The sequence below is a fragment of the Hyphomicrobium zavarzinii ATCC 27496 genome, from assembly GCF_000383415.1.
Taxonomy (GTDB): Bacteria; Pseudomonadota; Alphaproteobacteria; order Rhizobiales; family Hyphomicrobiaceae; genus Hyphomicrobium_C; species Hyphomicrobium_C zavarzinii.
Genome location: NZ_KB911258.1, coordinates 110,629 through 132,169, shown reverse-complemented (window position 1 = coordinate 132,169; position 21,541 = coordinate 110,629). Strand labels below are relative to the sequence as shown.

19 protein-coding genes and 1 tRNA gene are annotated in these 21,541 nt (G+C 62.7%); 13 read left to right on the top strand and 7 right to left on the bottom strand.

From position 1 onward, the window contains the following. Positions 1-23 precede the first annotated feature (23 nt). The gene (locus F812_RS0111710; RefSeq protein WP_020086169.1) at positions 24-2,390 is read right to left on the bottom strand and encodes an efflux RND transporter permease subunit; all 2,367 of its coding nucleotides are present in this window, start codon (positions 2,388-2,390) and stop codon (positions 24-26) included. A gap of 198 nt (positions 2,391-2,588) precedes the next feature. On the opposite strand from F812_RS0111710, the gene F812_RS0111705 reads away from it, so the two are divergent. Further along, positions 2,589-2,840, top strand: a complete 252-nt coding sequence (locus tag F812_RS0111705) for a sulfurtransferase TusA family protein (protein WP_020086168.1) — start codon at positions 2,589-2,591, stop codon at positions 2,838-2,840. Positions 2,841-3,054: 214 nt separating this feature from the next. Beyond that, positions 3,055-3,129, top strand: a tRNA-Val gene (locus F812_RS0111700). A 196-nt stretch (positions 3,130-3,325) separates the two neighbouring features. On the opposite strand, the gene F812_RS0111695 is transcribed toward F812_RS0111700, so the two are convergent. The 4 genes from F812_RS0111695 to F812_RS0111675 all read right to left on the bottom strand — a co-directional run bounded on the left by F812_RS0111695 (position 3,326) and on the right by F812_RS0111675 (position 9,756). Further along, positions 3,326-5,113 (bottom strand): sulfatase family protein, encoded by a 1,788-nt coding sequence (locus tag F812_RS0111695; RefSeq protein WP_026868068.1) that lies wholly within the window; start codon positions 5,111-5,113, stop codon positions 3,326-3,328. A 403-nt stretch (positions 5,114-5,516) separates the two neighbouring features. Next, positions 5,517-6,902 carry a PepSY-associated TM helix domain-containing protein gene (locus F812_RS0111685; protein ID WP_040498243.1) on the bottom strand — a complete coding sequence of 462 codons (1,386 nt, stop codon included), beginning with the start codon at positions 6,900-6,902 and terminating at the stop codon, positions 5,517-5,519. Between the two features lie 58 nt (positions 6,903-6,960). Continuing rightward, positions 6,961-9,273: a TonB-dependent receptor gene (locus F812_RS23630; protein ID WP_020086164.1), complete on the bottom strand. Its 2,313-nt coding sequence runs from the start codon at positions 9,271-9,273 to the stop codon at positions 6,961-6,963. A 99-nt stretch (positions 9,274-9,372) separates the two neighbouring features. Then, positions 9,373-9,756: a hypothetical protein gene (locus tag F812_RS0111675; protein ID WP_020086163.1), complete on the bottom strand. Its 384-nt coding sequence runs from the start codon at positions 9,754-9,756 to the stop codon at positions 9,373-9,375. Positions 9,757-10,083: 327 nt separating this feature from the next. Between F812_RS0111675 and F812_RS0111670 the strand changes: the two genes are divergently transcribed. The 11 genes from F812_RS0111670 (at position 10,084) to F812_RS0111620 (ending at position 19,644) form a co-directional block, all read left to right on the top strand. Then, complete coding sequence (locus F812_RS0111670; protein WP_020086162.1) at positions 10,084-10,449, top strand: DUF2946 family protein; 366 nt, start codon at positions 10,084-10,086, stop codon at positions 10,447-10,449. A gap of 99 nt (positions 10,450-10,548) precedes the next feature. Next, complete coding sequence (locus F812_RS0111665) at positions 10,549-13,017, top strand: TonB-dependent siderophore receptor (protein ID WP_020086161.1); 2,469 nt, start codon at positions 10,549-10,551, stop codon at positions 13,015-13,017. 7 nt (positions 13,018-13,024) lie between these two features. Continuing rightward, positions 13,025-13,858 carry a DJ-1/PfpI family protein gene (locus F812_RS0111660; protein ID WP_156827389.1) on the top strand — a complete coding sequence of 278 codons (834 nt, stop codon included), beginning with the start codon at positions 13,025-13,027 and terminating at the stop codon, positions 13,856-13,858. A 94-nt stretch (positions 13,859-13,952) separates the two neighbouring features. Next, positions 13,953-14,324, top strand: coding sequence for a hypothetical protein (locus F812_RS23625; protein WP_020086159.1), 372 nt, complete (start codon positions 13,953-13,955; stop codon positions 14,322-14,324). A gap of 75 nt (positions 14,325-14,399) precedes the next feature. Next, a complete protein-coding gene (locus F812_RS0111650) occupies positions 14,400-14,972 on the top strand; it encodes a DUF2244 domain-containing protein (protein WP_020086158.1) in 573 nt (190 codons plus the stop codon). A gap of 56 nt (positions 14,973-15,028) precedes the next feature. After that, positions 15,029-15,211 (top strand): hypothetical protein, encoded by a 183-nt coding sequence (locus tag F812_RS0111645; RefSeq protein ID WP_156827388.1) that lies wholly within the window; start codon positions 15,029-15,031, stop codon positions 15,209-15,211. A gap of 31 nt (positions 15,212-15,242) precedes the next feature. Continuing rightward, positions 15,243-15,620 (top strand): hypothetical protein, encoded by a 378-nt coding sequence (locus tag F812_RS25485; RefSeq protein WP_156827387.1) that lies wholly within the window; start codon positions 15,243-15,245, stop codon positions 15,618-15,620. A 110-nt stretch (positions 15,621-15,730) separates the two neighbouring features. Beyond that, the gene (locus F812_RS0111635) at positions 15,731-17,143 is read left to right on the top strand and encodes a c-type cytochrome (RefSeq protein ID WP_020086155.1); all 1,413 of its coding nucleotides are present in this window, start codon (positions 15,731-15,733) and stop codon (positions 17,141-17,143) included. Positions 17,144-17,147: 4 nt separating this feature from the next. Next, a complete protein-coding gene (locus F812_RS0111630) occupies positions 17,148-18,371 on the top strand; it encodes a hypothetical protein (protein WP_020086154.1) in 1,224 nt (407 codons plus the stop codon). 15 nt (positions 18,372-18,386) lie between these two features. Beyond that, complete coding sequence (locus tag F812_RS0111625; RefSeq protein WP_020086153.1) at positions 18,387-18,734, top strand: c-type cytochrome; 348 nt, start codon at positions 18,387-18,389, stop codon at positions 18,732-18,734. Between the two features lie 205 nt (positions 18,735-18,939). Then, positions 18,940-19,644, top strand: coding sequence for a DUF599 domain-containing protein (locus F812_RS0111620; RefSeq protein ID WP_020086152.1), 705 nt, complete (start codon positions 18,940-18,942; stop codon positions 19,642-19,644). Positions 19,645-19,850: 206 nt separating this feature from the next. Here F812_RS0111620 and F812_RS0111615 read toward each other — a convergent pair whose 3' ends face one another. Continuing rightward, positions 19,851-20,120 (bottom strand): hypothetical protein, encoded by a 270-nt coding sequence (locus F812_RS0111615; protein WP_020086151.1) that lies wholly within the window; start codon positions 20,118-20,120, stop codon positions 19,851-19,853. A 155-nt stretch (positions 20,121-20,275) separates the two neighbouring features. Further along, positions 20,276-21,463 (bottom strand): type III PLP-dependent enzyme domain-containing protein, encoded by a 1,188-nt coding sequence (locus tag F812_RS0111610; RefSeq protein WP_020086150.1) that lies wholly within the window; start codon positions 21,461-21,463, stop codon positions 20,276-20,278. Positions 21,464-21,541 lie beyond the last annotated feature (78 nt).

Here is a 21,541-nt window from a genome sequence, read left to right as displayed (position 1 = left end):
GGATTTTACGCAAGTGCGTGAATTTATGGATTCCGGGGGAAGTAGCGGCGGAACAGGGAGACGGTCGCCGGCAGGATGACGAGCTGACCGACGAGGGACGCGAAAAGGCAAGCGGAGGCCAACTGGCCGAACAGGCGCAGGGACGGCAGATCCGACAGCATGGTGACGCCGAGACCGAGCGTGAGCACGATGGTTGTCAGCATGACGGCGGGACCTATGTGATGGGCCGTCTGCGTCAGGGCCGCGCGCGCGCCCGCGTCGCCGGGCGGCTGACGATCCTCCTCGAGCCGGAAGCGGTTGAGGAAGTGAATGGTGGAGTCGATGGCGAGCGAGAACGCGACGGTGATGGCCACGATGGAGGCGAACTGGAGACCCTGGCCCGAATAGTAGAGCAGCGCGCCGGTGGTGAAGATCGGGAACAGCGACGGCAAGATGCTCGACACGCCGACCAGCAGGGAGCGCAGCGCCAATCCCAGGAAGATGAAGACGAGGAAGATGTCGCCGACCAGGCCCCAGGTCAGCTCGCTGATGAGGGTTGCCGAATTGCGCGCAGCGATGGCGGGAAGTCCCGTCACCGAGATCTCGAAGCCTGGATGCTGCTGGCGAACCGGCTCGAGCGCCCTGTCGATCTTCTCAACCACGGGAAGGATCTCACTCGAGTCGATGTCGGGAAGGCGCGCGGTGACGAGCACGGCGTTTTCGTCGGCGGCGATGAAGCGGCGCACGAGATGCTCCGGCAGGAGCTTCACATAGCGCTGGATGTTCTCGATGCTGGCGTCTCCGGCATCCTGGAGCCAGCGCCGCAGGCTCTCCAGCGACCACACATTGCCGAGTCCCGCCTCCTTCTCCAGCACGTCGTGCGCCTGAGCGATTACGGCAAGCGTGCCGACGTCGTACAGGGCGATGGGCGGGGGAGCACCGGGGGCTGCGCCTTCGGGACCGGCGCCTTTCCATTCGATCATCACGTGCACGGGATTGGCACCCGTCAGCTTCTGGTCGAGGCTGCCGGTCGCGGCCAGCGCCTGCTCCTTGTCCGGAACCTGATCGGCGAGGCGGTACATGGGCTTCAGGCTCATGAACGCGTGTCCGGTTCCGAGCACCGCGATCAGGCCCAGCGCCACGAACACCCGCGGACGATCGCCCACGTAACCCATCACGCCTTCGCTGAGACGCTGCAGCATACCGACGCCCCCCTCCTCCCGCTCGTGCGGATCGACGGCGGCGGGGGCCTCTCGGCGCACGAAGATGGCGGCGAGCGTCGGCACGACGACCGCGACGGCGGTATAGGAGATTCCGACCGCCAGCAGCGCCGCGAAGCCGAACGTGCGGATCAAGGCGGACTCGGCAAAGGCGAACGAGACGATGGAAATGGCCTGGTTCATGGCCGTGAGCAGGCAAGCGGGCGCGACCTCACGCACGGCGTTGCGTGCCGCCTCGATACGATCGACGCCAGCCAGAATGTCCCGGCGGATCGCGAACACGAGATGCATGGAATCCGAGAACCCCGACACCAGGATCAGAGGCGTGATGACATTGATGAAGAGGTTCAAGCGGAAATCGAGGCCACCCAGCACGCCGAGGGTCCAGAGGATGGCGACCGTTGGGCCAAGCACCGCGATGAGCGTGAGCGAGAGGCGCCGGAAGAACAGATAGGCCACGGCAAAGCCGACCGCGAAACCGAGACCGTTGTAGACGAGCCGGTCACGCTCGACCGCGTTGCGGATCTCGAGTTGCATGACCGGCGCGCCGGTGAGCTTTGCCGCCAGCCCGGAGCCTTCGAGCTCTTTGTCGACGACCTCCTTGATGCCGGTGATCACGGTGCGCGCGGTGCGCTCCTCCACCATCTTTCGGTCTAGCGCGATGACGATCAGTGCAAGCTCGCCGTCATCCGACAGGAACTTGCCTTTGACGATGTCGTTCTCGGCCAGCGCCCGCATCACGGCTGCGTACTCGGCCTCGTCCTGCGGCAGCTCGTCGGGCACCACGGGCGGGGCATATCCTGTGGCATCGGGAATATTGCGGGCGGACAGCATCGACACCAGGCCGCCGACGCCGTCCGTCAACTGCAGCTCCACGACGGCGTTGCGAAACTTCTCGATCTTCTCGCGCGAAAGGAGCTCCTTGCCTTCCACGACGACCAGCACGTCGTACTCGCTCGACGGGAAGCGGTGGTCGATCTCCTCGTATTTGCGGAACTCCGCCGTATCAGTCCGGAACAGCTCCGAGAGGCTGTCGTCCACCCGCAGCTTCGAGATCCCGAGGACCGCGAGCGCGCTCAGAATGGCGATGAGGAAGGCGGCAAAATAGGGGGCCTCAAGGGCGAACAATCCGAGACGATCGAGGCCGAACGAGAACAGGAACGAGCGACGCGGTGTGTCGTTGTTGGCCATGCGTTTGCCGGCCTCGGCCGGACTTCCCCCATCCGTTGCGGCGACGGCCTTCGCAAGGGCCGATTTTGCCCGCCGATCGGTCTCTTATTCCATGATTCATGCGCCGGTTTGATAGGATCTCCGGGGCACCCACAGCGTTGCAGCAATGCCTTGAATGACCTATTTTTCCGGCCGTGGACTCAGAAGGACCGCTCTGCCATGCCTCTCAGTCCGGCCGCTACATCCCTCGACGTGACTGGTCTCACCTGCCCGCTCCCCATCCTCAAGGCGCGCAAGGCGCTCTCCACGCTTCCCGCGGGGGCGCTGCTCGAGGTTCTGGCGACCGATCCCGGCTCCATCGAGGATTTCGCGGTCTTCTGCCGGGCGACGGGGCATCTCCTGATCGAGCAGACGACCTCCGGGCCCGTGCACCGTTTCCTGATCCGGAAGGCCGCCACAGACGGCGGCTGAGCCCCTGACTGCGGCGCATGCGCAGCCCCACCTTGACATGATGGGCGCACACCCCGCATAAGGGCGCCTTCCTGCGCCGGGCGCTAGGATCGTTGTTTTCGTGCTTCTTTTCGGAAATTGGCTTTACAGGCCTGCGGAAGCACTCTAGAGCCCGCGCGACGTCCGGCATGACGTCGCTTCCTGGTCCCCGTGACCGGAAAGTCGTTGCCGAGATGGGCGGTTAGCTCAGCGGGAGAGCACACGCTTCACACGCGTGGGGTCACTGGTTCAATCCCAGTACCGCCCACCATGCCCTTCGCTCAATTACATTTTTTCGGCTTGATCCTGCGCCTTATCGATCCGCCAGCGGATCGGCGCTAACGCACACCTCCCTTATGGGAGATTTTTTGGACCTACTGGCGCCCATCACCAAAGCCCCGGGGGCGCCGCGTGTCGTACCGTCAAAAGGCGCCCCGAACTTTCTGCTTCGCACGGGGTAGCCCATTCTAGAGATCCGGCCGTTCGATGGTCCAATCCACCGTTGGGATATTGGGCATCTCGCGGCCGTCGTCGGTGCCGATCTCGGCCTTGATGACGCCTTCGAGCTTGCCGTTGAGCGCTGAGATCAGTTCCCCCTGCGCATCCCTCTTGTTGGCGATGTTGACCACTTCGCCGGGATCCGTCTCGAGATCGAAAATCTCGACGTCATTCCACTTGAAGAGCTCGTCGATGCTTTTGGGAGAGTTTCTTTCGAGCGGGGAGAAATAGCGGGAGAACTTGTAACGGCCGTCGAACATGGTCCGCACGCTGCCACGCTTTTTCATGTCAGGCATGTAGCCTTCCCTGATCAGCTGCACGATCGGCTTCTTTCCGGCTACTTTCGCTTCGGTGTTGATGCGGAAGATCTCGCTGTCGTTGGTGACGAGACCGCTATAGGTGAATAACACCGCGTCTCGCGTTTCGTTGACGCCTGCGCGCGCGGCGTTCGTGAATACCGGTGAGAAATCTTTGCCCGGAAGTTCGCGGCCGGCAGCCTCGCTCGCACGCTCGGAACTCGCTCCTGCCATGGAAAGCAGAGTTGGAACGAAGTCGATGTGGCTCGTGAGCGACTTGCAATCCTGCCCGCCTTTGACGTCGGGATGCACGATGTACATTGGCAGGTGCATGGTCTCCTGGTAGGCAAACGGCCCCTTGCCATGAAGGCCGTGAGAGCCCCCCGCCTCTCCGTGATCCGACGTGAACACAATGATGGTGTTGTCGGCCATACTGAGCGCTTCGAGCTCTGCGAACATGTTCGCAAGCTGCATGTCCACGGCGCGTATGCAGTTGATGTAGTAGTCGTTGAACCGCCGCCACCTCTCCTCTTCGAGGGGAATGTGGCCGAGGACATGGTCCCACATTTTGAGAAACTCGCCGTGGGCTTGCGGCCGCCCCGGCGTGTTCATCGGCTCGCGCAGACTTTTCGGCAGCGGCTCATCCCACGTCGCGCGATAGAGCGGATGGTCGGGCGCTCGCGCCGCGTGCTTCATGAGGTAGCCGGAATCCTGCACGTTCTCGCCGGGCGCATCCGTGTTGAAGTACATGACGTCATGCGGATTGACCAAGCTGACAAACAGCGCCCAGGGCTTCTGCTCGTCGTGGAGGGGGCGGCCCTTGCGACGCATCCAGGAGATGGCGCTGCCCGCAACCAGATGATCGAATTGATAGCCGCCCAGGGTATGGCCAATGATGTCACCCGGGCCAAAATAATCCGAAAAGCCATACTGCTGCATTTCGGTGGTGAGCAGCTTTTCCTCGTTGTTGTCGAAGTCCCGGTTAAGGTGCCACTTACCTTTGTAAGCCGTGTAGTACCCGAGCCTACCGAGGAGATGGCCGATCGTCGGGATCTTCGGTGAAAGATCGCCGACATACTTCATGTCGCAATTCTCGAACATGCCGTTGTCGGGCGTCGTCAGCCCCGTCATCATCACTGCGCGAGAGGACGTGCACATCGTGGCTGGACAGTAGTGATTGTGGAAAGTCACGCCCTTGTTCTGCAGCCACTCGTGACCCGGCAGGCTCAGCTTGGCCGGCCACTTCGCGCGGTATCTTTCCTGATCCGTGAAAACAAACAGGATGTTGGGCTTGGTCGATCGCTTCGCGTGAGGCGTCTTTTGAGACGCCGGCTTGGCATCACCATTTTGCGCGATGGCCGTCCGCGGGTATCCCGAAGCCGCGAGCGCAGCGCTCAAAACTCCGGCGCCGCCTATCATGAGCTTTCGGCGGTCTACGCCGCTTTTCTTGTCGTTTGCCACGGCCTCACCTCCATTGTGCATTGCAGCGCGGAACGACCTGCAACGCCAGTTTGCAATTTACCAGGAGGACTGACAATCAACCGCTACGGTGACATCGATCAAAATGTAATTTGGTGAGGTCTGGAGCATGCACCTCTCCGCGCATGCTACGCACTCGTTCAGCGATACAGAGGATCTGTCGAACGCTCTGAAGCATGCCAATGTCGCGGCAATGCACGTGAGCAAAGGCGGTTTCTCCGCGACGCCGAAACAGATGAACTTCCGCGACCTGGTTTGACAGAAAAATTAGAAACTTACCGACGCCCGTTTCGCGCCGCTGCTCGCGACGGACGGGAAAGTCCGCGCTGTCGCCGCGCGAGAAGATCGAGGCGCGGGACGTAGGGCATACTGCCCCTTCGCCGCTTCAGGTTGAGTAAGCCACGCGACCGAGCACCTTGCCCGCCATCCAGTCGCCGGCCAAGACGACCACGAGAGACGCACCTGCGAGGGGAAACAAGAGCCCCAGCGCCAGCACGATCAGCGCGACCGCCCTCATGGATGTCGGCGAAACGGCCTTCGGCGCACCGAACGCGCCCTTCGGCCGCCTCTGCCACCACATATACGGCCCTGTGATCGCGAGAACGACAATCCCGATGCAAGGCACAAGCATGACGATCTGGTTGAGCCGTCCGAAATAGTTGCCCATGTGGATCTGCACGCCGAGCTCGGCCGCTTTTGCGGCAATCCCATAGTCCCGGAAGGCCACATCGCCGATCACCTTCCCGGTATATTGATCGAGGTAAAGCGTGCGCTGCCCCTCCGGCTGATCCGGATAGGTGAAGGCGGAATAGACACCGGTGGCATCCTTAGGAAAGCTGAGGCGGTATGGATCGCGCATCTCTTGCGCGGCGATGATGCGCTCGACCTCGTCGAGGCCGATGGCGGCATGACCGATCACTTCCGATTTCGGTCCCCCCGCATGATGACCGGCGTGCGGATCGGATTGCGGCGCAGGCATTCCCTCGACCGTCCAGGGTGCCATCGCTTTACCGACGACGTCGCCCACGGTCTGCGACGTGCTGACCGGGGCGCCGTGCGCGCGAACGCTATCGGGGTATCCGATACCCGCCGCCTTCGTGGCCTGGCGGAACAAGTCACCCCAAATGGTGGCCCAGGGCAGTCCCGAAAAAATCAGAAATAGAATGAGGAACGCGGACCAAAATCCCATCGACGCATGGAGCGATTTCCAGAAGCTCCGGCCCTGGCGGCCGAACTGGGGAAACAAGACGCGGTGAAGCCGGACCTGACCGCGCGGCCACCAGAGATAGAGGCCGGTGACGGTGAGAATGATACCCCAACAGGCGGCGAGCTCGACAATTCCATCGCCGAAATCTCCCATGAGCAACGAGCCGTGCAGAAGATCCGCGATGCCTATGAGCGTCTTCGGATACACATAGGAGCCGAGCGCGTGTCCGTTCGCGGGATCGACAAACACGCGGACCGGCTCGCCCTCCGAGGGGGTCACGAACACCTGATAGGTGCGGCCGGGCGCTGTCGGCGTGTCGATGCGCGTGACCGTGCCGCCCGGGAACGCTGCGAGGGCCCCTTGCGCCACCCGGCTCAGTGGAACGGGTGCACCTTCCGCCACGGCAAAGCGCTTGTCGGCGTGGAGCGCGTCGTTGATCTCGTCGTTGAACAGATAGATCGCGCCGGTGACGGCAAGGATCAGCATGAACGGCGCGACGAAGATCCCCGCGTAGAAATGCCAACGCCACACCGAGCGATAGAGGGCCATATGGGATGATGACATCGGGCTCGCCTTCGATTGAAATCGGCGGCCCGTCACAAGGGCGGACCGCCGGGATTGCTCACCATTTGACGCTGTAAGTCACATCGAAGCTGCGCGGAGGAGCAACGTAGAGCGAGGTCTCGTTGTAATCCGCCCATTCGGCGTAGAACTCGTTCGTGAGGTTTCTGCCGCGCACCGCGAGCGTGCCGCTCCCGACATCGAACGCGATCCAGGCATCCAGCACCGTCCGCTCCTTTGCCTCATAGAGGTTCGCGTTGCTGGTGTAGAACGGTCCTACTCCGGAGAGCTGCGCGCCCACCGTCGCCGGCAGCCCCTCGAGCCGGTAGGTGGTCAGCGCCGACCAAGCCCAGGGCACGGAGTTGAGCGGGCGATTGCCGGTGAGGTCGGCGCTCGCAGTCCGCAGCTCCGTGAACTCGGCATCGATCAGCGTTCCCGACAGGGCGAGGTTCCACCTGCTTGTGAGGTCGATTGCCGCCTCCGCTTCGATGCCGCGGCTGCGCTGGCTGCCTCCCTGCACGGGAACGGCCGGGTTCGCGGGATTGCGCGTGATGATGTCGTCCTGGGAGATTTCGTACACGGAGGCGGTTGTGGTGACCCGACCGTCGAACAGCGTGGACTTGATGCCGATTTCCGCCGACGTTCCAGTCGAAAGCTCGAACTGGGAGTTGGTGAAGCTCGAGAGCATCAGCGCTGTGATGGGGACGACTGCCTCGGCATACTGTGCGAAGAGAGAGGTTCCTTCGACAATCTCATAGGTCGTTCCGATGCGCCACGTCGTGCTCTCGAAATCGTTGCCGAACTGCTGCGTCGCGCGCGTCGCCTCATTGAAGATTGTTCGATCGAGATCGATCGTCTCATAGCGGATACCGGCCGAGACCAGCCACTCACGAGTGAGGTTGATCGCGTTCTCCGCGAAGACGGCTTTGGTCACGTGCTCGGTCGCCTGCTGCGTCCCGAGCGTGCCCGCCGGATAGGTGCCCCGATCCGGATCGAAGATGTCGACGCCTGGCGTGCTTCCGAAGCGGCGTGTCGATCCGAACGTGGTCTCCATGTACTCGGCGCCAGCGGCGAACCGATTGCGGAAGCCGCCCACATAGCCATCGAAGCTGAGCAGCATCCGGTCGGACCAGAACTCGTGATCGTGCGAGATGTAGCTGGTGCCGCGCGTGATCAGGCCGGCCGAATAGGTGTAGAAGTCGGCATCCTTCCACAGGCGGTCGGCGTGGTAGTAGTTGAGCTCGTTTCTGAAGGTCCAGTTGCTGGAGAGCTTGTAGTCGGCGGCGCCACGCAGCCACAGGCTCTCGGACTCCATCACGCTGTCTTCGAAATCGTAGTTCTTGTAACGAATGTTCCGGTCGAGGACGAGACCGTTGGGGCTCGAGACCGCATCGGTCGGCCTGCGCGCGACGCTGCGGTCGATGAGCGGCGTTCCGTAGTAGGCCGATATGTCATCCTTGAAGTAGTCGGCCGACGCGGTGATCTTCAGATCGTCGGTCGGCTTCAGCAGGATGTTGTTCGTGAAGCCGTACTTCTCGCTTCCTGTGTCATCGACGTAGCCGTTCGCGCCAGAAAACGTGAAGGTGGAGCGGATGGCGGCGTCGGGGCTCAGCACGATGTTGGTGCCGATTCCGGTTTGCACGGTGTCGAAGCTTCCATAGCTCACCATGGCTTCGGAGAAGCTCCGCTCGGTGGTCGCCTGCTTGGTGACGATGTTGAACGAGCCCGCCAGTCCGCTGGTGCCGGAGACGACCGAGGCCGGTCCCTTCAGCACTTCGACCCTTTCGAAGTGGAAGGAGCTGTAATCGCGAGGCAGGAAAACAGGGTCGGCGGTGCGCGAGCCGTCCACCGAGAAGCCCGTCGCCTTGTAGAAGCCGCGCGTGACCGTCGTTCCCACCTCACCCGGGTTGTTGCCGACGACGACGCCCGGAACGGTACGGAACGTCTCGACCAGCCCGCGTGCGCCCTTCTCCTCGATGTCGCGCCGGCTCACGATGTTGACGGTAGCCGGTGTCTCCTCAGGCGTCAGGCCCAGCGCGCTGCCGGTCGTGTTCTGGATCTGAAGCTTTGCGGCGGCGGCCTGTGCCGTGCCGACCTTCGGATCGTTGGCAATGTCGGAGGGCGACCGCTGCGGCTCAGTAGGCGGCCGCTCCGGCTGCGATACGGCCGTTGCGGGCGCATTTTTGCTGGCGGCAGCCTTCTTCGACTTGGCCGCCTTGTTCGTCTCGACGACGAGGGGCGGGAGATCGACAGGCTTACCGCCGGTTTCCTGCGCGGTCGCCGAGCAGAGCGGAAATGCCGAGAACACGATGGACAAGGATGGCAGGCTGACCGCGAGGGCCTTGCTTGCGCGGCTCGGATGAAGCTTGGTCATGATGCAACTCGAGATGTTTATCAGCCGCCGCTTGCGCAGACGCGCACTGTGCGGACGCAGCCGAAAGGGTCAGGACGATGTGAGGAAAAGCGGGTCCGCTTAAGCGGCTAGGAGCGCAGCAGGGGGGCCGCGCGCGGAGACGGCGCCAGGCTTCGGTGTAGCCCAATAAAGATCCCGGGTGATCCGGTATACAACGGCGGAAAATTCCGCTTCGGACGCTGGCCGGAACGGCGCATCAGAGAGCAGAGCCAGAGCGCCCATCGTCGCGAAATCGCAAGATTTGACGTCGCGCTTCTGCTTTTGAAGAGGAGCCTGGCTGTCTCCGAGATCGTCCGCCACGATTTGCGGCCCATAGCCCGTGCAGATCACGAGCGTCGTAGAGCCCGTATCGGCAGAGGTGCCAACCATGAACCCCGCCGGCACGACAGCGTGGGCGGCAAACACCGCCAGGAAGAGCAGATGGATGACACGCCTTACGATCACGGCTTCGCTGGGTCCTGAGGATCGAGCTTTTGTGACAGATGCAGTGCTAGATCAGCGATAGCAACTTCGGTTTCCCGCGCCTTGGCGAAAGTCAAGGCAGTGTGGCAGTCAGAGCACGACGACGTACATACATTTCACGAATGAATTGGTGCCCCGCTCTCACGTGAATAATTGGATCGCCTGCCGTAGGCGGACGAATTCTGAAGTGTCCAATTCGCAACATGCCAGACAAGATTATTCCCCGAGTGGCTCGCATTGGGTTGCTCGCGGTCCTACCCGAACCTACCGTCGGCTCTCTCGCATTCGGGGGGCGCGATTGGCGGTCAGATGGCACAACGCCTGATCACACTGCTGTGCACGATCGCGGTAGCAGTGAACGCCCTGCTCCCGTCCGGCTTCATGCTGGCTCGTGCACAGAGCGCCGACGCCGTGACCGTCGTTATCTGTACGGGGTATGGCCCCGAGACGCTCACCCTCGACTCCGAGGGACACCAGCTTCCCCCTGAGCCGCAGAAAGAAAAGCGCTGCGACTACGCAACGTTCGGTGCCGTGGCGCTTGCAAGCGAACCAGCGCGCCTCGAGACGCAGGCTCTCTACGCGTCGATTTCCTATCGCATCACGCGGGCGATATTCCGCGAGACGCCTAAGCCGGGTGCCACGTCCGCACGCGGCCCGCCCATCGAGCTGATCTAGCGACGTTCTCCGAAGCAGAAGCGTGCGTTCCGAGCCGGCCTTTTTGTCCGAGCGGCGCGCGCCTCGCTGACCCGTCAGATCATCTCGAAAGCAAAATCCATGGCTGCCTTGCCTCACGCGGCGCGTCTCGACCGCTTGTATCGAAATTTCGTATCGATCCTATTTGCCCTCGTGCTCTCGCTGCTGGCGCTTGCCGCGCTGGCGGCGAAAGTCCTCGCTCAAGCGCCAGACAAGCCGGCCGAGCTCCCGCCTGTGGAAGTCACGACGTCTCCAAGCGCAAAAGCGAAAAGCTCGAGCAAGAAGAGCAGCGCGCAGTCTTCCGCCATGACTGCGCCCGCGCCTTCGGCCCCGATGGCCGCCGAGGCGAGCGATCCCGCAACCGCGCTCGGCAGCTACAATCCGGCGCTCGACCTTCCCGACATGGAGCTTCCGCCCGGCACGACGTTGACCACGGCAGGCCCGGTGTACGGCTACCAGGCGCTCTCGGCCATGTCGTCGACCAAGACCGCGACGCCGATCGAGCAAATCCCCCAAGCGATCCAGGTCATTCCGAAAGCCGTGCTCGACGATCAGCGCCCGACGTCCATCGGTGAGGCGCTTCAGAACGTTTCGAACACGCAGGGCCCGCATCCCAGCGCCATCGGCAACGCGGAGATGTCGCCCTTCAAGATCAGAGGCTTCAGCGCCGACCTGTGGATCGATGGGATGCCCGTTCTGTTCGGCAATACTCATCGCGATGCCTACTCGAATATCGAGCGTGTCGAAGTGCTCAAGGGACCGAGCGCGATCCTCTACGGCGGCGGCGCGGGCGCTCCCGTTTCTGGCGCAGTGAACTTGATTTCGAAGCTGCCGACTGATGTCGCGGGCGGCGAATTCGGGATCGCCGTAGGGAGTCACGACTATCTCCGTACGTTCTTCGACATCAATCAGCCGATTACATCGAATGGCACTGTTCTGTTCCGGCTGACCGGCGAGTACAGCGGCGCCGACAGCTACATCGATGTCCTCGAGTCCGACCGCTATGCCATCGATCCTACTCTTACGATCACCAACAAGACGGACACGACGCTGACTATTCAAGGCTCGTTCGCGAAGTCAAAGCAGCAGGCGTATCCCGGCTTGCCGGCAGTCGGCACCGTGGCTGGAGATTTCCGGATCGATCCGAGCTTGTACACGGGCGATCCGAACATCCCTCGCACCGACGTCGAGCGACAGGGAGTTACCCTCAGCTTGGATCACAGGTTCGATCCTGTGTGGTCCTTCAACGTGAAGACGCGCTACAGCAAGACGGATGCGGTGCAACCTTCGCAAGGGCCAACGACAGCCGCGCCCGATGTCGGGCCGACGACGTGGACTTTGCTGAATGTCTTGATGGGTCAACAGCAAGAAGAGTTCACGATCAATCCGAACCTGCAGGCCAGATTTGCTCTCGGCGAAACCAAGAACACCGCGCTCATCGGTGCCGACTACAGCCATGTCACGGACAAGGGTTACATGTTTGTCGATACCCTTGGCCTGATGGGCTACCTTGGATGCCTGGGCGGCGCGCCTCCTTTCCCTGCCTGTGTGCCGCCGTCTCCATTTCCAGCCATCGACCTGAAGAACCCTTCCTTCCAGGTTCCATACAAGGATCCCGCCCCCGGAACGGGTGAGTTCTTCCCTGCCTTCGACGCCGACAACACCTACGTCACCAAGGGCGCTTACGTTCAGCTCCAGTCGACGATCTACGATCGCGTCCACCTCCTTGCCGGAGCGCGGCTCGCCAACATCGACATCGAGTACAATGAGCGGGCCATCTTCGACCCGATGACGGGCTTGCCCACACCGACGACTTTCAGGACCGACGAAACAAAGGTTCTGCCGAGGGCCGGAGCGGTGGTCGATCTGACAAGAGACCTGTCCGTCTATGCCAGCTACAGCGAGGGCATGCGTTGGGTGGGCTATTCGCAGGCGGTTCTCGAACCGAAGCCCGAAGAATCGGAGCAGCGCGAGGTCGGCATCAAGTTCAATTTCGGAAATCAGCTCAGCGGCACCGCCGCCTATTTTGAAATCGACCGCAGCAACGTGCCAGCTACCGGCCCGCTGGGTGTTGCCAGCCTCACGAACCAGTCGTCGCGTGGCTACGAGTTCGATTTGCTATGGCAGCCCAACCGGAATTGGTCCGTGCTGGCAAACTACGGCTACACGGACATCGAGTTCAGTGACGACTTTTTCGACGCGACGTCATTCAGCGTCGTACCGGCCGGCACCACGCCTCCCGGCGTGCCAGAGCATTCCGGCAGGCTGTGGGTCAATTATGAATTCGACGGCGCGCTCAAGGGCTTCAGTGCGGGTGCCGGCATCTACGCGGCATCCGGCTCATACGTGGACACCGCCAACATCTACAAAACCGGCTCTTACTACACGATCGACGCAAAAATCGGCTACGAGAACGAGACCTTCGCTGCGAGCCTCAACGTGAAGAACCTCACGGACGAAGACTACTTCGTTCCGTACATCTGGTTCGACGGACAGGTGGCTCCCGGTGCCGACCGGCAGTTCTTTGGCACGTTGGTCTACAAATATTGAGGTCCACATGCCGCTCTCCAAACGAGACGTTCTGATGATGCTGGCCGGCGGCGTGGGAAGCACTTTGCTTCCCGCGACCGCCGGTGCAGCCGAGCAAGCCGGCGGCGCCCAATCGGCCCACGGCGACATGCACGAGATGCCCGCCTCCTGGTACGGCAAGGAGCAGATCGCGTTTTTGATCTACCCGAAGTTTACCGCGCTCGACATGGTTGGTCCGCATTACATGCTGGCCAGCCTGATGGGCTCCACGGTGCATATCGTGGCGAAAACGAAAGAGCCGGTCGTGAGCGATCAACAGCTCGTCTTCATGCCTTCGGTCACGTTCGACGAGTGTCCGGCAGATCTCGACATCATCTGCGTTCCAGGCGGCAGCGACGGGACCCTTGCTGCCATCGAAGACGAGGCGACCATCGCTTTCCTCAAGGATCGAGGCTCGCGTGCGAAATACGTGACGAGCGTCTGCACGGGGTCTCTGGTTTTGGGCGCTGCGGGACTTCTCAAGGGGTACAAGGCGACCTCGCATTGGGCCACGCGCGAAATTCTGCGCGAATTCGGCGCCGAGCCCATAGATGCCCGCGTGGTGGAAGACCGCAATCGCATCACGGGCGGCGGCGTCACCGCCGGCATCGATTTCGGACTCACCCTCGTCGGCAAGCTGCGAGACCGCCAATACGCGGAAGGCGTCCAGCTCATGGGCGAGTACGATCCCGCGCCTCCCTTCGACTCCGGCTCACCGGCCAAGGCGTCCAGGGTTAACCTCGACATGATGACGGCGATGTTCGCGCCGTTCCTCGTGAAGGCGGCAGAGGCCGCCCGGCGTGCGGCGGCGAAAAACGGTTGAATGCAGATGATCCTTTATCCTCGCGACGATTAATCGCCTTGACCAGTGTCTCAACCTTGCAGATCGTGCGCCCATGCGACGCTTGCGCAGAAACATGATCGCCCGACACTTCTTGCTGGCATTCTACGTGCTGGCGGCGGTGACGGTCGGCTTTGCGCATCGCCCGCTCGCATTGGCGTCCGGGGCCGATCTCGCGGCCTATGCGTTGCCAGACGGCACGCTTCCGGTCATTTGCGGAACAGGAAGCACGGAGCCGGGCTCGCTGCCCGCCAAGCGCCATGCCGGAGCCGTCTGCGACGCGTGTCTTCTGACCTCTGCGCCCGGCCTCCTGCCAGCAGAGAGCGACAGCCTCACCTATGATGCTGCGCCGCCTGCCGCCGTTCTGCCGACGCGCCTGCGCGCGCCGGGCGACCAGAACAAGCCGCTCAATATCCGCTCGCGCGCACCTCCGTCTCTTCCTGCCTGATCGCACATTTGCGCGTGCTGGCACGCCATGCCTGCGCGCAATCCCGATTTGGATTGGATAGATCGTGAGGCCACCATGCCATCACCGGATGCGCTTGCGTCTTCGCAAGCCGGTACCGCGCGCGCGAGCGCGCCGGCTTCGTTCATCATCACGCCGCACCAGAGTCTGAGCGACAACGCCGCTCTCGTCCTTTACGCCGCGCTTCTTATGCTCGGCATCGCTATTCAGCTTCCGGCGCTCACCCACGGGTGGTGGCCGGTTTCGATGTTCGTCTCCCTCGATGTCGCGGGGGCCATTCTCGTGCTTCATGTTTTCAGGCTGTGCCAGCGACACCGCCGCGAGGAGATCGAGGTTGCGGATGGCACCATTTCGATCCGACGGTTCGCATTTCGCAGCGCGATGACCGAGCAACATCTGCCGTGCTACGGCCTCAGCGTCTTGCGCTGCGACGATCCGGATTTTGGGTGCCGGCGGCTGATCCTTAAGCTGCGGAAACAGAGCGTGGAGATCGCGCGCGACCTCTCCCCGTTCGAGCGGGAAGCCTTTTCGACGGCCTTCGTCGACGCTCTGCGCCCCTATTCGGTGCCGCTACGCATCGAGACCGGGCCGGGCTGGGCCCTGCTCACCAAAGGGCCGTACGCACCGTGAGGAACCTGCGCGCCATCGGCGCGACGGGGACGATCAACAGCGAGGATGTAACGATCATGTTTCGGCGATTTGCTTCGCTCGGCCGCCGAGGCCGCGCGGCCGCCGCTCATGCCGGGCAAGGAGCCGGGCGGGCGACGTCGGCTGCTTTCTGGGCGTGGATCGCATACCAGACCATCAAGGGCTTGATCACGACCACGCTCGTCTGGGCGCCCCTCGCCTACTACTATTTCTTCGCATGATCGCGGAGCGGATAGCCATGACGGACGCGTCATGAGACGAGCCGGCTGGGTCAAACCTGCGCGCTGTCTGGTGCTGGTGCTCTATGCGCTGGCCAGCCTGTCGATCGGCTTTGCGCATAGACCAGCGCAGCCATCGGCCGCGGATCTGGCCGAGTTCGCCATGCCGGACGGCACGCTACCCGTCCTCTGTCTGACCAAAGGAGACACCTCGGGCCGTGCCGGTGCCTCTAAGAGCAGTTGCAAAGCGTGCCGCCTGATCGCCGCGCCGGGCCTTCCGCCGTCACGGTCCGGCTACGCGTGGCTTTCCCTTCGGTGCGTTGCCGTCAATCGGCACTTCCCGCGTATCGCATCCATCGGCGTCAATCCGGCATTGCCGGTGCTGGGGCCGCGCGGACCACCCCGAGCCTGAGCGCGTTTCTCCCTCTCCTTCCCGTTCGTCCGGCTCAAGGCCGGCGCGCACTGGCACGCACGCGCGTGCGCAGGAGAGGTCCTATTGCCTGAAAACAAAGGAAACAGCTCATGGACATGCTCGGCATGTACCCGACCTTCTACGTGCCCTACATCGGCACGGCCTGGGTCATGGGTATCATCGGCGTCATCCACGTTGTGGCTTCACACACGTCGGTCGGCGCGGCCTTTCTCTTCGCTCTACTCGAAACCAAAGCCTACAGGGACAACCAGCCTCAGTTGATGACCTTCATCAAGCGGTATGGCGTTTTCCTACTGGTTTTCTCCTACATCATCGGCTCCATCACGGGTCCCGGCATCTGGTATGCCATCACGGTTGCGAGCCCGCGCGGCGTCGGCGGCCTGATCCATAACTTCGTGTGGGTGTGGGCGGCCGAGTGGGTTTACTTCACCGTCGAGGTGATCGGCGTCTACGCGCTCGTCTACCTCATCGGAAAGATCGATCCGCTTTCCCATCTCAAGCTCACGTGGTCCTTCGCACTCGCCTCGTGGGCGACAATGTTGCTGATCGTCGGCATCCTCTCGTTCATGATGTGGCCGGGTTCGGAGTCCTGGTACATGACCGGCTCCACGAACGACGCCTTCTACAATCTCAACTTCTTTGCCCACCTCGGGGTCAGGACAGGCTCGATGCTCGTCATGGCTGCCGTCGTCGGTTTCATGGTCGCGGCCGGCATGAAGGACAGAGAGCTGAAGCACGGCGTCATCCGCATGCTGGCGCCGGTCGGCCTGGTCGGCGGTCTCTTCTCCGTGATGATGTTCTTCTACTATCTGCAGACGTTGCCCGAAAACGCACGCGTGATGCTGAAGGCGCACCTTCTGCCGTCCTACGCGGCCGGCATGATGGCCGTCGTCGCGGTGGCGTCGCTCTATCTGATCGCCGCATGGGCAAGACCGCAGATCGTTCGGCTCTGGATCGCGGTACCGGTGTTCACCTTCATCGCCGTCGTCGGCGTTTGGCCGGAAGAACGCATGCGCGAGAGTATGCGCAAGCCCTATGTGGCCGGGCAGTATATCTACGGCAATCAGGTGATCGCCCGCGACGTTCCGGGCAAGGAGATCGTGGCAGAGGTCGAGACGATCGCGGAGAAGGGACTGCTCAAGCTCCATCCCTTCGTGCCCGATCGGCTGAGGACGGTGACGGACGAGAACCGGTACGAGGTGGGCGAGCTTCTCGCGAAGATCGCCTGCTCGAACTGTCATTCGCTCGATCCGGGAGCGCCTCTGCGGAGCATTCCCGACAAGTTCCGGCGTTCGACGGACGAAGACCTGATCGCCGCGTTTCTGCGAGGACCGCTGAAGCACGGCGCCATTCCCTACATGCCGCGCATCGATCTGCCAGAGCCGGAGATCGGTGCGATTGCCCATTACATCGCGACCGTGAATGCAGCGGCGCAGGCGGGGACCGAGAGCGATACGCCGGTTGCGGACATCGCGCCCGCCTCCGGGCCAAGCAAGGAGTGACATCATGGATATCGGCACAATCATGAATACGATGCGCGATCCGGCAGGAGTGCCGGCCGTGCCTCAGCTCTTCCAGGTTCTCGCGGTGGGGACCTGGGTCTTCCACATCGCCTTCGTCCACCTCACGCTCGGGGCGGCGGGTCTTGCGATCTACGCGTTCTACAAGCGCGAGGCCGGACCCTACTGGGAGCAGATGTCGATCGCGATGACGAAAGTCGCCAAGGTCGGCGTCTCGCTTCTCATCGTGCTCGGCGTGGCGCCGCTGCTGTTCACGCAGGTGATCTACGATCCGCAGTGGTACACCTCCAACGTGCTATCGGCGGGGTGGGCGATCGGCTTCATCTTCACGCTGATCGCGGGCTATTGCCTGTGGTTCGCGTTCTATTGGGGCAACCACGAGGGCGCGAAGCGCTACATCGGCGTCTATGCGGTGCTGAGCCTGGCTCTCTTCATTCTGGACGGTCTGATCATGCACGCGCTCGCCTATCAGGCGATCCTGCCTGACAGGTGGATGGAGTGGTATGCGCCGGGCGGGGTCGTCGATACGAGCGGCTCGAAGCTGCATGCGATCGAATGGCCGCGCTACTTGTTCATCATGAGCCTGTCGGCGCCGGCCGTCGGTCTCTATCTGATCGCGTATGCGGACTATTTCGCCACGCGTTCCGACAAGACGCCGGAGTATCGCGCATTCGCCCGCCTGCTCGGCCGCACCATCGCCGTCCCGGGACTGGCCGTTTCCGCGCTTCTCGCGTCGTGGTGGCAGCTCGACCATCCCGCTGCTACAGGGCTCTCGGAGCAACCGCTGGGCTGGCTCTTGCCGGGCTTCCTTCTCGTCCTGGCAGGCCTCACGGCAGCGGGATACCAGCGCCTTCACGGCTATGCGTTTCTCGGGATCGGCCTCGGCGTTCTGGCGCTGCTCGCCTTCTGGCGAGAGGTTGTTCGCATCACCTACCTCACGCCCTTCGGCTACATCGCATCGGACTACAAGGTCCATGCGGATTGGCCGTCCCTTGTCCTGTTCTTCTCCACGCTGGCCGGCGTGGGCGGGCTGGTTGGCGGCTACTACCTGGCGCTCCTCTACCGCGCTGGCCGTGTGCAGGGCACCTATACCGCCGAGCCCCCGATCGCGCGTCTCGGCACGGCTGCAGTCGCCGTGCTCGTGGTGTGGATCGGCGTGTTCTTCGTCTACGGCGTCGCGATCTGGATCCGCAACGCGCTACTCGCATAGGAATTGGAGGAACCCATGTTTTCGGCAAAGATCAAGATCGCGTTTGCTTTCGCACTCATCGGACAAACCGCTCTCGCACATGACGCGAACGCGCAATCTGCGGATATCGCCGCAGGTCAGAAGCGTGCGGAGGTGTGCATGGCCTGCCACGGCGAGAAAGGCCGAAGCCAAGTGCCGGGCATCCCGCACCTTGCGGGCCAGGATCGCGACTATCTCATGGCCGCACTCAACGCCTATCGCGCGGGGAACGTGCGGACGGATCCGACCATGGTGGAGATGGCGAAACCACTGACCGACAAGGACATTGAGAACCTTGCGGCCTTCTGGAGCTCGCTCGGCTCCGTCGTCGCGGTGCAGGAGTAGAAAAAAGGGCCGGGGTCCCGTTTGCGGGGTCCCGGCCCGATCCTTTGCCGGTCACATCCTTTTCCCGTCGCACTTCTTTGTCTTCATGTCGCAGCTCGTTTCCCACGTGTCGCAGTATGCGGCCGCGCGCAGGCCCTCTATACAGCCTGACCGCGATCGCAGACCTTCACACGGCAAAGCCGCGTCCTACCCATCAGGATCCGACATGATGACCGGCATCACGCTCTATGACGTTGTGGCCTTCACCACGTTTCTCGTGTGCTGGCCGGGCTACCACTGGGCCGCGCGGCATGTGGATGCGCGCCGCCCGAGCCTGATGTCTCTCGTCAAAAAATTCCGCCATCAGTGGATCGAGCGGATCGGCCAGCGCGAAAGCCACGTCGCGGATGCGACGCTTCTCGGCAACCTGCTGCGTGGGGCGCTGTTCTTTGCCTCCACCACCGTGCTCATCCTCGGCGGCCTGCTGGCACTGCTCGGCACGGCGAGCAAAGTGGCGGAGCTCACCTCGCACCTGCCGTTCGTGCGGTCTTCCGATCCCGCGCTCGCGGAGCTGAAGGCGCTCATCCTGATCCTGGTTTTCGTCTACGCCTTCTTCAAGTTCACGTGGTCCGCCTGGCAGTACAACGTGCTGTCGATCCTCGTGGGCGCCATGCCGGATCGCGATCACGACGGCCCGCAACGCAAGACCTACATCGCGGCGGCCGGGGACGTGGCCGCGCTCGCCGGAGAGGCCTACAACAATGGCGTGCGGGCCTACTATTTTTCGATCCCGCTGATGGCCTGGCTGGTCGATCCGCTGCTGTTCCTCGGCGCCACGCTGCTCGTCACCCTCGTGCTCTACCGCCGCGAGTTCTCGTCGCCCGTGATGGACGCGCTAAAGAGCGTTCAGAGGCAAGCCGCCTCCGAATGAGGCATACGCGTAATCAGCGCACGCCGTGCTAGGCTCGCGGAATGAGTCGGCAGGCCGCGAGGTGGCTGATGAACGAGCGCGTCAAGGCAATCCTGATAACCGCTCTCAAGCTCTCTCCTGAAGAGCGGGCCGAACTCGCCCAGACGTTGCTCGATAACATCGAGGCCGATTCAGCGCTCGTGGATCAGCTTATGGCCGAGGATTCTTCAGGCCGCGCGGCCGAGGAAACGCTGCCGCAGCCCACTTCCGACGTTCTCGCCAAATATCTCGACATCTGAGAGCGCTCCCGGCTTTGCCCGCGCGGCCGGCATGTCGAGGGCATTCTCCGCGATGGCCTTGCGAAGCTGCTCCATCTCGTACTCGAGCGAAGCGATGGTCTCCTCCGTCTGCGCGGTTTCAGCGCGAACCTTACCGATCTCGGTGTTGAAGTCGTCGAGCGCGCGCTGGATGACCGCGAAGGCCGCATCTGCGTCCATGATGGAGTTATCCCCCTAATCCACAGGACCGAGGTAGTGCGATTCCGAGCCGTCGCGCGCACGGCGTTCAGAGTTTTGCTCAGTTTTATGGGTTGCACAGACTGTCTTTAGGCGGGCCTCCCTCCGGCTTTAGACGGAGAGAGGCAGCCAGGCGATCAGCCCAGAAGAGCGGCGGCCGCGTCGGCCTCGCCGTACATGGTCATCATCGGCTCGTCGTCGAGGATCGCTTCCTCGTACTTGCCGTAGCCGTTGAAGTCACCGGCAATGGCGCGGCCGTAGGCCCCCACGTTGCCGATCTCCAGATAGTCGCCTTCCTTGATGCAGGCCGGCAGCACGAACGGACCCTTCATGTGGTCGATGGAATCGCAGGTAGGTCCCCACAGCTCGTAGGAGATGGGCGCCTCGCCGCCTGCGGGCTCGCGGTTGATCAGGCGAGCCGGATAGATCCAGCCGAGATGGGCCGCATCGAACAGCACGCCGTAGCCGCCATCGTTGATGAAGAGGTCGTTGCCGCGACGGGCTTCCACCCGCACGATCAGGCTTTCGGCCTCGGCGACGAGCGCACGGCCGGGCTCGCACATCAGGCGCACATTCTCGCGCACCGGAAGCTTGTCGATGCTCTCACGGATGGCCTGGAGGAAGCGCGCAAGCGGGGCAGGCTTCATGCCGGGATAGATCGACGGGAAGCCGCCGCCGACATCCAGCCGGTCCACGACGACGCCCGCCTTGCCGATGAGGCGCTGCACCTCGGCAAGGGCGTTGACGTAGGCGTCCGGCGTCATGGTCTGCGAGCCGACGTGGAAGGTGATGCCGAGCTCTGCTGCGACCTGGCGTGCCTTGACCAGGAGGCGGGCGGCCTTCTGGCCGCCGGTGCCGAACTTCCGCTCGAGAGGAATGCGGCTGTTTATGGCGGGCACGGACACGCGCACGAACAGCGCGAGATCACGCGCGGTGCCATCTTCGCCCGCGGTTTCCTCGACGATCTTCTTCAGCTCGTCCTCGGTGTCGAGCGAGAAGCTCCTGACGCCGTGCTGGTGATAGGCGCGACGGATCGCTTCGCGCGACTTCACGGGATGCATGAAATGCAGCTCGGCGCCGGGAATGGTGGCCGCATCCTCGATCTCGGGCAGCGACGCCACGTCGAAATGGCGGATGCCGGCGCCGTACAGGGCACCGATCAGAAAGACCGAGCTATTCGCTTTGTAAGCATAAGCCACGTCTCCGTCGAAATTTTCGACGAACCAGCGCGCCGCGCGGGCGGCGGCGTGGGGACGGGCACAGAGAACGGGACGCTCCGGCTTACGTGCGGCGACAAGATCAGCCGCTGAGGCAAAACGCTCCATATCAACGGACCTCCACCAACAATCGGGTTGGAAAAGAAGCGCCGTGCGAAGCGAGATCGCCGCCGTGCGTAAGGTGGA

Bases quoted from the DNA above. Each gene is read 5' to 3' on its own strand.
- F812_RS0111710 (WP_020086169.1), bottom strand. From the start codon at position 2,390: ATGGCCAACAACGACACACCGCGTCGCTCGTTCCTGTTCTCGTTCGGC.
- F812_RS0111705 (WP_020086168.1), top strand. From the start codon at position 2,589: ATGCCTCTCAGTCCGGCCGCTACATCCCTCGACGTGACTGGTCTCACC.
- F812_RS0111685 (WP_040498243.1), bottom strand. From the start codon at position 6,902: ATGTCATCATCCCATATGGCCCTCTATCGCTCGGTGTGGCGTTGGCAT.
- F812_RS23630 (WP_020086164.1), bottom strand. From the start codon at position 9,273: ATGACCAAGCTTCATCCGAGCCGCGCAAGCAAGGCCCTCGCGGTCAGC.
- F812_RS0111670 (WP_020086162.1), top strand. From the start codon at position 10,084: ATGGCACAACGCCTGATCACACTGCTGTGCACGATCGCGGTAGCAGTG.
- F812_RS0111665 (WP_020086161.1), top strand. From the start codon at position 10,549: ATGGCTGCCTTGCCTCACGCGGCGCGTCTCGACCGCTTGTATCGAAAT.
- F812_RS0111660 (WP_156827389.1), top strand. From the start codon at position 13,025: ATGCCGCTCTCCAAACGAGACGTTCTGATGATGCTGGCCGGCGGCGTG.
- F812_RS23625 (WP_020086159.1), top strand. From the start codon at position 13,953: ATGATCGCCCGACACTTCTTGCTGGCATTCTACGTGCTGGCGGCGGTG.
- F812_RS0111650 (WP_020086158.1), top strand. From the start codon at position 14,400: ATGCCATCACCGGATGCGCTTGCGTCTTCGCAAGCCGGTACCGCGCGC.
- F812_RS0111645 (WP_156827388.1), top strand. From the start codon at position 15,029: ATGTTTCGGCGATTTGCTTCGCTCGGCCGCCGAGGCCGCGCGGCCGCC.
- F812_RS25485 (WP_156827387.1), top strand. From the start codon at position 15,243: ATGAGACGAGCCGGCTGGGTCAAACCTGCGCGCTGTCTGGTGCTGGTG.
- F812_RS0111635 (WP_020086155.1), top strand. From the start codon at position 15,731: ATGGACATGCTCGGCATGTACCCGACCTTCTACGTGCCCTACATCGGC.
- F812_RS0111630 (WP_020086154.1), top strand. From the start codon at position 17,148: ATGGATATCGGCACAATCATGAATACGATGCGCGATCCGGCAGGAGTG.
- F812_RS0111625 (WP_020086153.1), top strand. From the start codon at position 18,387: ATGTTTTCGGCAAAGATCAAGATCGCGTTTGCTTTCGCACTCATCGGA.
- F812_RS0111620 (WP_020086152.1), top strand. From the start codon at position 18,940: ATGATGACCGGCATCACGCTCTATGACGTTGTGGCCTTCACCACGTTT.
- F812_RS0111615 (WP_020086151.1), bottom strand. From the start codon at position 20,120: ATGGACGCAGATGCGGCCTTCGCGGTCATCCAGCGCGCGCTCGACGAC.
- F812_RS0111610 (WP_020086150.1), bottom strand. From the start codon at position 21,463: ATGGAGCGTTTTGCCTCAGCGGCTGATCTTGTCGCCGCACGTAAGCCG.